Source organism: Microcoleus sp. LAD1_D3 (assembly GCF_036702135.1).
Classification (GTDB): domain Bacteria; phylum Cyanobacteriota; class Cyanobacteriia; order Cyanobacteriales; family Microcoleaceae; genus Microcoleus.
Genome location: NZ_JAUBSB010000042.1, coordinates 44,017 through 56,612, shown reverse-complemented (window position 1 = coordinate 56,612; position 12,596 = coordinate 44,017). Strand labels below are relative to the sequence as shown.

Sequence of the window (12,596 nt, the reverse complement as noted above, 5' to 3'; positions counted from 1 at the left end):
GAGTTTGAAACGTTCTACACTAAGAACATTCTGCTTAACGAAGGCATTCGTGCTTGGATGGCTCCTACGGACCAACCTCACGAAAACTACATCTTCCCTGAAGAAGTTCTGCCTCGCGGTAACGCACTTTAAAAAAATCTGGATTTGGATTTCAGATTAATTTAATTTTTTTAAACTAATCTGAAATCCAAATCCCTATTCCCTGGCGCAGGTGCGGTACTCCCGTGCCCTACTAGGGGAACAAAAAAACCCAAAATCCAAAATCTAAAATCGTTGGAGGTTCTACCGGGTGGTAACGCTCTCTAATTCCTACGCAAGCGGTCGCGACCAAGAATCCTCCGGGTTCGCTTGGTGGTCTGGCAACGCTCGTTTAATCAATCTCTCAGGCAAACTGCTGGGCGCACACGTCGCTCACTCTGGTTTGATCGTGTTCTGGGCCGGTGCAATGACTTTGTTTGAAGTCGCTCACTTTATCCCAGAAAAGCCCATGTACGAACAGGGCTTAATCTTGATGCCCCACATCGCTACTTTGGGTTGGGGCGTCGGCCCCGGCGGTGAAGTTACGGATATCTTCCCGTTCTTCGTAGTCGGCGTTCTTCACTTGATTTCATCTGCTGTTCTCGGTTTGGGCGGCATTTATCACGCCGTTCGCGGCCCGGAAGTTCTCGAAGAATACTCTTCGTTCTTCGGCTACGACTGGAAAGATAAGAACCAGATGACCAATATCATCGGCTACCACCTGATTCTGTTGGGATGCGGCGCTCTGCTGCTGGTAGCTAAGGCCATGTTCTTCGGCGGTGTCTATGACACTTGGGCTCCCGGCGGCGGTGACGTGCGTATTATCACGAACCCCACTCTGAACCCGGCTGTGATTTTTGGTTACTTGGTTCGGTCTCCTTTTGGTGGCGAAGGCTGGATTGTCAGCGTCAACAACATGGAAGACATCATTGGCGGTCACATCTGGCTTGGCCTGATTTGTATCGCTGGCGGTGTTTGGCACATTTTGACCAAGCCTTTCGGCTGGGCTCGCCGCGCCTTAATCTGGTCTGGCGAAGCTTACCTGTCTTACAGCTTGGGCGCTTTGTCCCTGATGGGCTTCATCGCTTGCTGCTTTGTCTGGTTCAACAACACTGCTTACCCCAGCGAATTCTACGGCCCGACGGGCCCGGAAGCTTCTCAAGCGCAAGCTTTGACCTTCCTGATCCGCGACCAACGCTTGGGTGCTAACGTCGGTTCTGCACAAGGCCCCACCGGTCTGGGTAAATACCTGATGCGCTCTCCTACTGGCGAAATCATTTTCGGTGGTGAAACGATGCGTTTCTGGGATTTCCAAGGCCCTTGGTTGGAACCCTTGCGTGGTACTAATGGTTTGGACTTGAACAAAATCAAGAATGACATTCAGCCTTGGCAAGCTCGCCGCGCGGCTGAGTACATGACTCACGCTCCTTTGGGTTCTTTGAACTCTGTGGGCGGTGTGGCGACTGAAGTTAACTCGTTTAACTTCACTTCTCCTCGTTCTTGGCTGTCCTGTTTCCACTTTGTGATGGGTTTCTTCTTCTTGGTCGGCCACTTGTGGCACGCTGGTCGCGCTCGCGCGGCTGTCGCTGGCTTTGAGAAGGGTATCGATCGCGAAAATGAACCAGTGCTGTCTATGCCTAATTTGGACTAATCGAGCGAATTTATTTCTGATTTGATTGTCTAATCGAAAAAAGCTCCTGCTTAACGGCGGGAGCTTTTTTTTGCTCCAATATCTGGAAAAAGCTGCGGATTGTCGATCGACTGTTCTCCGATCCCGCTAGCAGCAGATACAATCCTAGACGTACAAACCCGGTTTCTGAGTCAACATTTTGAATTACAATACTGTTTCTTTCAGTAAGCTCGTTCCTGAGCGAGCTTTTGCATCCTGGACTGAGATATTTCGGTGCGACCTTCATCGGTGGCGGTGAATGACTCTGCAAGTCTTGAAACTTGACAATTTTAATCCGTTGGGGTAAAGAGCTTGCAAGGCAGGCTCTACAAAGTTTATATTTAAAGTACCAAAGTTTTAATCCCACACAATGGAAAGTTGCAATGGAAAGTTGCAATTTTAAGGCAGATCGCTACAGGTGCAAAACTAATCGACGATCGCCATCAGGATATTTATATTTTATTAAATGGCTGTGCTTGCCGAATTTTTTAACAAGCACAAAACTTTTGGGCCACTTATGGTTATTGCTAGGAAAGCAAAAGATTAATAATGGACTCATTAAATATCGAAAATGTCAAGGTGAGGTTTGATCGAGCAAATTTGCTCGATCGCATCGTCCACCGCATTCGCCGCTCTCTAGAACTGCCCGAAATTCTGAGCGCAACAGCAGCGGAAGTTCAATCCTTCTTGGGAACAGACAGAGTAAAAATATACAAGTTTCATAGCGACGGCAGCGGTGAAGTGATTGCCGAATCAATTAACGACAACCGCTTGCCATCCCTATTGGGACTGCATTTTCCAGCAGAGGATATTCCCCCTCACGCCCGCGAACTGTTCGCGCAAGTACAGGTGCGATCGATCGTCGATATAGATTCCGGGCAGCTAGGTCAAAGCCCGCGCCTCGACGCGGTTTCCGGCCAACTGCTGCCCGACGAAATGCGCTTTCGTGCGATCGACCCCTGCCACGCTGAATACTTGACTGCACTCGGCGTCAAGGCTTGCTTGGTAGTACCAATTTTTCACGGCGAAGAATTCTGGGGGTTGTTGGTATCTCACCACTCCGAGTCCCGGAGTGTGGCAGAAAACGAACTCCAAGGCGTTCAGATGGTGGCAGATCAGCTCGGCGTCGCCATAGCCCAATCAACCCTCCTCGCCCGAGCGAGGGCGAAAGCTCAACGGGAAGCGGCAGTCAACCGCGTCGCCGCAGCCCTTCACTTCCAGCCGGCGATGGAACTCCAAACAGCTTTGGCAGAATCTGTAGCTGCACTAGACGCAGCCGGCGGCAGGCTGTGCATTTTCGCCACGCCATTCATTTCCGACAGCAGCAAGGTTACGAATCTACTTCCCTATTCGGATAACTCGAATCGGGAACTCACAGTCTACACTTGCGGCTCAGGGCCGAAGATGGGAATTTCCGCAAAATACGCGCAGGTTGAGCAATACAGCGTGTGGCACGAATATTTTAAATCCGGCGATCAACAGGTTTGGGCAATTCCCGACTTGTACCAAATTAGCAGTTTGAGAAGCCTGCAACCTGCATTTCGATCGACCAAAATTCGCAGCATTTTAATCGTACCGCTCAGAACCCGCCAGCAAATATTCGGTTACTTGACCATTTTTCGAGAAGAATTTGACACCGAAACTCTCTGGGCTAGACAGTTTGATAGCGACGGGCGGCTCGCCCAATCTCGGATATCTTTTGAAGCGTGGAAACAGTCAAAAACTGCCCAAATTCGCGAATGGAAAACAGAAGAAATTGAATTGCTCCAAATTTTTGGCAGCCACTTTTCTAATGCTATTAACCACTACCAACTCGATCAACAAATAGAGGAACTTAACACAAATTTAGAAAATCAAGTTCAAAAGCGCACCGCTCAACTACAGCAGTTGACCCAACAGCAGCGAGTGCTGTTTGAAGTGGTGGCAAAAATGCGGCAATCCCTCGACTTGAACAAGATTTTTAGCACGATGTCCCAGGAAGTGCGGCGGGCTTTAAATGCCGATCGAGTGGCGGTTTACCGCTTCGATCCCGCATCGGAATTTAACGACGGCGAATTCGTTGCCGAAGATGTTTTGCCAGATTTTGTGTCAACAATGGCAGTCAAAGTGTACGATCGCTGCTTTGGAGAAAACTACGCCAGCCTCTACTCTCAGGGACGAGTTCATGCAATGTCGGACATTAGACAGGCCGGACTGCAAGATTGCTATGAGCAACTATTAGAGCAATTTCAGGTCAAAGCTACTTTAGTTGCACCGGTGATGAAAGGCAAAGACCTTTGGGGGTTGCTGTGCGTACACCAGTGTTCGGCTCCCCGCAACTGGGAATCTTCCGAAATTAAATTTGCTACCCAAATTTCCGCTCACCTCAGCATCGCCTTAGAACAAGCAGATCTGCTCGCTCAAACTCAGCAGCAAGCAGTTGAGTTGCAGCGGGCAGCAGAGCAGGAGCGAATACTGTTTGAGGTAGTTGCTAAGATTCGACAATCTCTCGATTTAGATACAATTTTTCGCACGACAACTACAGAACTGCGGCGGATTTTAAAGGCAGATAGAGTTGGCATTTATCGCTTCGATACGGACTCAAAGTTTAATGAAGGCTACTTTATTACCGAAGATGTTTTGCCAGGTTTTTGTTCGGCAATGGATGTGAAAATTAGCGATCATTGTTTTGGCGAAAACTATGCAAATAAATACAGCCAGGGACGCATTCAAGTGTTGCCCGATATCGAAAGTGCGGGACTCTCAGACTGCCACGCTGCTATTTTAGCTCAATTTCAAATTAGATCTCAGGTGATTATGCCGCTGATGAATGGCAGCGAGCTTTGGGGCTTGCTGTGCGTGCACCAGTGCGACGGTTCGCGCAATTGGAAAACTTCGGAAATCCAGTTTGCTACGCAAGTCGGAGCTCAGTTGAGCGTAGCATTAGAACAAGCAGATTTGCTCGCTAAAACGCGGCAGCAAACGATCGATTTGCAGGAAGTCGCCGAGCAACAGCGGATAATGTTTGAAGTGGTGGCAAAGATTCGAGAATCTCTCGATATCCACGCAATTTTTAAGACTGCAACCCAAGAAGTTTGTCAGTTTATGCAAGTCGATAGAATTGCTGTCTATCGCTTTAATCCTGATTGGGGTGGCCAATATGTGGCAGAGTTTGTGAAAGATGGCTGGATAAAATTGGTAGGGGAAGGTATCAGTACGGTTTGGCAAGATACTTATTTGCAGGAAAACCGAGGCGGCAGGTATGTCAATAATGAAACTCTAGCCGTTGACGATATCTATAAAGCTTGCCACTCGCAGTGTGTGGTCGGTATTTTAGAGCAATTTCAGGTAAAGGCTTATGCGATCGCGCCGATTTTTGTAGGACAAGAACTTTGGGGTTTGCTGACAGCGTATCAACATTCTGGAGTCCGCAGTTGGGAAAGTTCAGAAGTTAACTTTTTAGCTCAGATTGCCAATCAATTAGGCGTAGCTATCCAACAAGCCGATTTGCTGGCTCAAACCAGACGCCAAGCAGAACAAATCGCTCAAAGTTTAAAGGATTTGCAGCACACTCAAGCTCAATTGATTCAAACTGAAAAAATGTCTGGTTTGGGGCAACTGGTAGCCGGGATTGCTCACGAAATTAACAATCCGGTTAATTTTATTTATGGCAATCTCGATCACGCTACTGAATATACTGCTAGCTTACTGAGTTTGCTGGAACTTTACCAGCAGCAATATCCCGATTCTAGTCCTGAAATAGACAAATTGAGTGAAGATATTGACTTGGAGTTTCTGCTAGAAGATTTGCCAAAATTGCTATTGTCAATGAAGGTGGGAGCCGATCGCATCCGGCAAATAGTTTTGTCTTTGAGGAATTTCTCTCGTCTTGACGAAAGTCAAATGAAGGCCGTTGACATTCACGAAGGGATTGACAGCACGCTGTTAATTTTACAGCACCGACTGAAATCTAATGCTGACAGTGCCAACATTGTGCTAGTGAAAGAATACGGCATTTTGCCTCTGGTTGAGTGTTATGCTGGACAGTTGAATCAGGTGTTTATGAATGTCATCGGGAATGCGATCGATGCTTTGGAATCGCACAAGTTGCTCGCTGACCCATCTGTGGCTCCTCAAATTAAAATCTCTACTTCTGTCGGTCAACTTAATGGCAATCTTCCTAGCGCGGTGATTCGGATTTCTGACAACGGCACGGGAATTTCGGAATCTATGAGAAAACGCATATTTGACCCTTTTTTCACCACTAAGTCGGTGGGGAAAGGTACAGGATTGGGACTGTCAATTAGTTACCAAATTGTGGTAGAAAAACACGGCGGCGTTTTAAAATGCAATTCGGAATTGGGGAAGGGTACTGAGTTTGTGATCGAGATTCCGCTTCGGCAGCAGTCATTAGTCATGAGTCATTAGTCATTCTTGTAAAATTTAGCCAACAGTCAACAGTCAACAATCACGGACGCTGCAACCATAATTGATATAATTAATCTGCGTTAATCTGTGTTAGTCTGCCCTCATCTGCGGTTAAAAAAAGAGAATGTATTAACCGCAGATGACAAGGGATTGACGCTGATTCACCCAGATGCAGAGAAGAGATATATGAATAATTCCGATGCTAAAAGATTTGGAATCAGGCTTGATCGTGCGTATGCGATCGCATAGCCACCTTGTGGCATCGCCTGTGACAGTTGCCTAAGTCCTGATGCAAAAAAATGCCTATTTAATAGACTTTCATAAATTAGTTTCGCTCTTTTGTAGTTCTTGTTGGAGAGTATTCTTGACACGATCGTACTCACCCTCGATTTGAGCCAATAGGGTTGAGGCTCGATCGAGTTCACCAGAGGTACTCATGACTTCTAACCTGCCACAAAGCTGGGCCAGAGGAGCCGCGCTTAGGTTCGCACTACTGCCTTTGAGGGTATGAGCCGCTCGGTTTAGGGTTTGAGTATCCGCTTGGGCGATCGCAAATTTCATAGCTTGTAGCAACTTTAGAGCTTCCTCCAAGTAGCAGTTCGCCAGCAAGCTCAAAATCTTGGTTGAATCTTGATCGATGCTGCTACAGAAGGCTTGCAGTTCTGTGAGGTTAACCGCTGGTACATCAATTTCTGGCTGGTTGCTATCTGATTCATCTTTTTGGGCCTGCTGCTGTTCCTGGTTGGGTGGACACTGACTCAGCGCTTGGATGAGAGCCTCTACTCGAATTGGTTTACTGATATAGTCATTCATGCCAGCATCCAGACAAAGCTCGCGATCGCCCTCCATGGCATTCGCCGTCATGGCAATAATTCGGGGACGAGCATGAGCCGGCCACTCCTCACCAATACGACGGGTGGCTTCTAGCCCATCCATCTCTGGCATTTGTACATCCATCAGCACTACATCATAAGGCTGGCGATGCAGGGCTTCCAAGACTTCTAATCCATTGGCAGCAACATCGGCCCGGTATCCCAAACGCTCTAACAGCAGCAGTGCCACCTTCTGATTCACCAGATGATCCTCTGCTAACAGAATTCGCAGCGGGAGTCTCTGAGCCAATTTAATATCATCCTGAACAGAGCTAGGGGGCCGCTGTTGAACTTTTGTCGGTTGAGCTTGTAGTGCCTGAGTCAGCACTTCATAAAGCTGGGATTGTTTAATGGGTTTGCTTAAACAAGCCACAAAGTGAGTCGAGAGTGCTGAAGAACTCCCTTCTGGTTTGCCCATTGAAGTCAGCATCACCAGTGGTAAACGGTGGCACTTAGGAAGCTGATGGATTTCTGAGGCGAGTGTCAAGCCGTCCATCTTTGGCATTTGCATATCTAAAATAGCGACATCAAACGTTTCTCCACTCTGAAGCCAGTTGAGCGCTTCCACAGCCGATTGGGCTGCGCGAATCTCCATCCCCCAAGTCTGGGCTTGCAACGTCAGAATTTGTCGGTTAGTGGGCTGGTCATCCACGATTAATAAACGCTTGCTAGATAGTTCTGGTAGCATTTCAATCGGTTCCGCTAACTCAGTAGCAACAGCGGGTGCGACTATCGTGAAGTAGAAGGTAGAACCCATTGTGATTCGAGGAGCCTGAGCGGCTTGCCATTTGGGTGAAGGGGTTCCTCCGACGTGGCCTCGGCTCTCAACCCACATCATGCCGTTCATCGTTTCACTAAGTCGCTTACTAATCGCCAGACCTAAACCACTCCCTCCATACTGCCGAGTCGTCGAAGCATCTACTTGACTAAAAGACTTGAACAGTCGATCGAGGCGGTTGGCTGGAATGCCAATCCCTGTGTCTTGAATGGCAAACTCGATTTCATACAAGCTTTCTGACAAGTTCTCAGGCTCAGAAATCGTTTTGTCAGAATCAACTAGAGAGGCTTGCACTGAAATGGTAACTTCCCCAGTTTCGGTAAACTTAATCGCATTGTTGAGCAAGTTAACTAGAATCTGACGGAGACGGGTGACATCACCCAAAATGAACTTAGGAGTTTGAGGGTAAATAAGGTAGCCCAACTCAATCTCCTTCTCATCTGCTTTAACTGCAAGTTGGTCGATCGCACCTTCTATGCAATCTCTCAAGCTCAAGGGATACATTTCTAGCTCTAGCTTGCCCGACTCAATTTTGGAGAAGTCAAGGATGTCGTTGATGATGCTCAGGAGGGTATCGCCACTATTGCGAATCATCTCGATAAAGTCTCGCTGTTGAGCCTTGAGTTCTGTATCGAGCAGTAGTCCCGTCATACCAATAACCGCATTCATCGGAGTGCGAATTTCATGGCTCATCATCGCCAGAAACTCACTTTTGGCTCGGTTCGCAGCTTCTGCTTCTCGTCTAGTTTGCTCCAGGGCAAAGTTTTTCAGAGTTAATTCTTCTCGTTGTCGAGTTTCTTGCTCTAGTAATTTGGCTTGAGCTAGGGCAATTCCTACTTGAGCCGCGACGGATTCTAGCAACTCGATTTGATCGGCAGTCCAATGACGGTAGCGATCGCACTGGTACAGACAAATGGCACCATTCGGTTCTCCTTGGTAAGAGGTTCGCACTGCTAATGTCGATCTCAATTTGAGGCGGGTAAAAATTGAATCTGCACAGGTGAGCAATGAATCGCAATAGACATCCGGGGAGGCGATAGCTTCATCTTGAGCCATCAACTGTTTTGCATAAGCAGGACTCGCCACCAGAATGTCATACTCGCCACTAGGGGCCGATCCCACTGCTAGATACTCTGTAACTACAGGAAACTGAGGCTGCGGATTGTCCTGGTATGTGCTAATTAAGCAGCGACTGACCCCAAAAGTTTGCCCAATCTGAATAGCAGCCGTTTCAAATATCTGCTGAGCATTGAGGCTTTGACGAATTTCTTGGGTAATTTGCTTCAGCAGTAGGGCTTTTTGCAACTGTCGTTGTAGTGCTTCTTCTGCCTGCTTGCGATCGGTAATATCCTTCATGAAGCAGTGATACCCTACAAAAACATTTTGCTCGTTATAAGCAGAAACCATCACCACTTGTTTATAGAAGCTAGAGCCATTTTTTCTCATCCCCCTAGCTTCTACTTCGACTCTGCCGTCTCTCAACATCTGCTGATAAGCAGTTACCATCTTCTCAACATCTTCAGGATGAACAGTTCTTTGCCATTCCATCCCTAGCATTTCGTCAGGCTGATATCCGGTGATGGCAGCATAAGTAACATTGACAGAGATATAGCGTCCTTGAGTATCCAGCCGAGAAATGCCTGCCACGGCATTTTCTAGCGCCGCACTCATTTGTTGTAGTTCTGCTTCGGCTCGTTTGCGATCGGTAATTTCAATGAGGATGCAACCCACTGCTATAGGCTGGTCTGCATCCTTGAAAATGGGAAAGTGAGAAGCGAGCCAGTAGCGGTTGGCACCGGTTTGACTGGGTACTTCTGGGCTCCTTTCCAAGTTGATTGAAGGTTGTCCAGTGGCTAACACCTGTTGTAACAGGACATTCACATCAGGAGCAAATTCCCCCAAAATATCCTCGGTTGTCTTGCCTAAGTGAGCCTCCACAGAGTGGCCATAAATTTCAGCTAATGCCTCATTGATTTGTAAAAATCGAAACTGCCGATCGTGGATACACAGCCCCACCCCTGCTAGGGAAGCTCCTTTAAAGAAAGCATTCAATAATTGCTCTCTGGCTTGAATTTCCTGCTCTAACTGTTTGCGGTTGGTAATATCGCTGTGAGAACCAGTCATACGCACAACTCTACCCGCTGCATCCGAAAGTGCTTGCCCTCGAGCCAAAATCCATTTGTAGCTCCCATCCTTGCAAAGCACTTGATGTTCTGTAATATAAAAGGGAGTTTTGCGCTGAAAGTGATCTTGAATGGCTTGCATCACCCATTCGATATCGTCGGGATGAACTCGCTTACTCCATTCATCAAAGTGATTCGGGATTTCATGCTCCTGGTAGCCCAACATCTCTTTCCAGCGAGCCGAGAAGAATACTTCATTGGTGTTGACGTTCCAATCCCATACCCCATCATTACTACCACGTAGGGCGAGTTGCCACCGCTCTTCACTGGCTTGCAGAGCGACTTCTGACTGATGCCGTTCAATTTCACTACCAATCCACTGAGCCATCAGCTTCAGCAATTCCACATGGGCAGATTTAAAGCTGTCTGCACGCGGAGATTTACTAGAAAAGCTGAGGGTACTGTAGACTTTGCCTGCAACTAAAACTCGTGTTCCCATATAAGCTTCTATGCCAAGGGCAAGATAGGCAGGATGGTAACGCCATTTGGACGTGCCTATATGTTCGATGGTTAGGGGTTCATTTGTGTCTAAAGCTTCACAGCACAAAGTTTGGTTAATATCAAAGACATCACCTGGTTTCAGGACTTGATCGGGCGATCGCACAGCCATCACCTCATAACGGTTATCTTGCACACGAGCCAAGATGCCACATTCAAGCCGAAATATCTGACATCCCATCTCAATCAACGCTTGGGTGCGCTGCTCAAAATTGAGATTTTGGGTAGCAGTGACTTCATATAAAGCTCGTATTGCCGCCTCTCTTGTTCTTAGTTCAGCTTCGGCTTGTTTACGTCTCTTAATTTCAGCTTTCAGAGAGCGATTGATTTTGGATAATCTTTGCGTTCGTTCTTGAACCCGCTGTTCTAAAGTAGCGTTGACGTGTTTAATCTCGCTAAATTTTTGATTGAGTGCGATCGCCATCAATTGAAAATTGCTAGCAAGCTCATTTATTTCCGTAACAGAGGTATGTTTCCATTCAAATGTTTCTTCTGAAAGCTTGTTGGGTAAGTCAGTAGTCGCCAGAGCTAAAAAGGATAACGGCTTGACCAGTCGTTCGCTAACCACCGTTGCAAACAAAAATGCCAACATTGTGATGACGAGAAGAATAATCAGATCTATCTTGTAGCGATTTTGTAAATTTTCTATATAGGGAGCTGCTGGAATTTCTAAGCGTAATCTCCATTTCAGGTCTGGGGTAATCGTAAATTCCTGTATATATAAAGAGTTTTTCCAACGGATCATCGGATAGTTGCCCTTGCTAGGAACCCACTGCTGCAAGGTTCCCTCTAAGGTGCGAGTGCTGCCGTGCTTTGACTCTTGGACACTGGTCAACAGCTTTTGGTCGGATTGATTACTCGCAATAACTTGGTTGTTTTGATCGAGCAATGTAATGCGTAGTTGCTGATTGTTTTGCTGAAAAATGTATAGAGCTTGGATCTGGCTCAATGCTAATGAAGCGTGGATCAGGCCAAGGAAATGACCTTGAATTTGCAGGGGAACATTCAATCCTACATGAGGTTCGTCAATTAATAAATCGTTGTGGATAGGAGTCATCCAAGGTCTCAACCGCTCTTGAGCCAGGGTAATTAGAGATTTATGTTTGGTGCTTTGTTCAATCAACTGCCGACGTTTTTGATTTAAAGGAGGAGAAGCCGCTAAAACTGTTCCAGATGAATCGCTCACATAAATTTTGTCGAAATCGGGAAACCACTGCTCGAGCAGGCTAATGTCTTGTTGCAGTTGATCGGATGATTGAATCGCTTGATTAGCAGGAGTGGCGGCTTCAGGAATGACCGATTTTTCCGCTAATGTATTCAACGCTAAGAGATGTCGCTGATGCCATCTAGATAGACCGCTACTGAGATTTCTCCCCTTTGTTTGTAACTCAGTTTGCACAGTCGTCTGAATTTGAGCGACCAAGTATCTACCATCAATAACTAATAGGATAAGTCCTGGAATAAAGACAAAAGCAACCAACAGATGAAAAATAGTTTGTTTTAATGAGAGGGTCTGGAAATGCTTTGAATGCCTAACCCACAGATGACTCGGCGCATAAGAAATGATTAAGCTGGCCACTAAGGCATTAAAAATGCCGTTGACTGCTTGTTTGCACATCACTAGCAGGACTTGAGCCGCCTCCATGTGCAGCATTTGACCGTAGAAAAGCCAAACGAGAGGCATTCCAATTAAGAACCAGTAAATCCCATCCAATAAAAGGAGGTTCGGATGTTTACGCTTGCAAAGAAACCCTACAAATAGAGCCTCAATTACCAAGATAATTATGGCGTAGGGATGATTCCAAAGGACATAAGTATAGCTGCCTGCTATTAGACTGGCCAAACTTCCCCAGCCCCAGCCGAAGTAGTAAGTAATAATCAGTATTGCAATACTGCCAAAGAGGAAATCAACCCCAAAGAAAAGAGATAAACTGAAATAGTTGCCCAGAAAAGCCGCACCAGTGAGAAGGGCGATCGCACCGAACCATCTTTGATCACGCACTGAGCTAGCTCCTCCCATAAACTTCTAGAATCGCTACTTGCTGAATATAAACTGATTTTGATAAAAAATCGTTGTAGAGACACTCTCGTGCTATTTCTGACAGTTTCAATGAAGGTCGCACAACCGATTATTTAGGCTTTAATACTCAAATCAAGGCTTACTCATGCAG

General features: G+C 46.7%; 3 protein-coding genes and 1 pseudogene. 3 read left to right on the top strand and 1 reads right to left on the bottom strand.

Translation table 11 applies throughout. The features are described from left to right. From QUA74_RS21135 to QUA74_RS21125, 3 genes and pseudogenes are all read left to right on the top strand, one after another. Positions 1 to 132, top strand: a pseudogene (locus QUA74_RS21135) (photosystem II D2 protein (photosystem q(a) protein)); the annotation flags it as partial. Positions 133 to 289: 157 nt separating this feature from the next. Next, a complete protein-coding gene (psbC, locus tag QUA74_RS21130; protein ID WP_333333173.1) occupies positions 290 to 1,669 on the top strand; it encodes a photosystem II reaction center protein CP43 in 1,380 nt (459 codons plus the stop codon). 567 nt (positions 1,670 to 2,236) lie between these two features. Next, on the top strand, positions 2,237 to 6,094 hold the full coding sequence (locus QUA74_RS21125) for a GAF domain-containing protein (protein WP_333333171.1): 3,858 nt from the start codon (positions 2,237 to 2,239) through the stop codon (positions 6,092 to 6,094). 318 nt (positions 6,095 to 6,412) lie between these two features. Here the strand turns inward: QUA74_RS21125 and QUA74_RS21120 are convergent, their stop codons facing one another. Then, on the bottom strand, positions 6,413 to 12,427 hold the full coding sequence (locus QUA74_RS21120) for a PAS domain S-box protein (protein ID WP_333333169.1): 6,015 nt from the start codon (positions 12,425 to 12,427) through the stop codon (positions 6,413 to 6,415). Between the last annotated feature and the right edge of the window lie 169 nt (positions 12,428 to 12,596).

What these genes read in the sequence shown, in the direction of transcription:
- QUA74_RS21125 (WP_333333171.1), top strand. Translation starts at nt 2,237, where the DNA reads ATGGACTCATTAAATATCGAAAATGTCAAGGTGAGGTTTGATCGAGCA.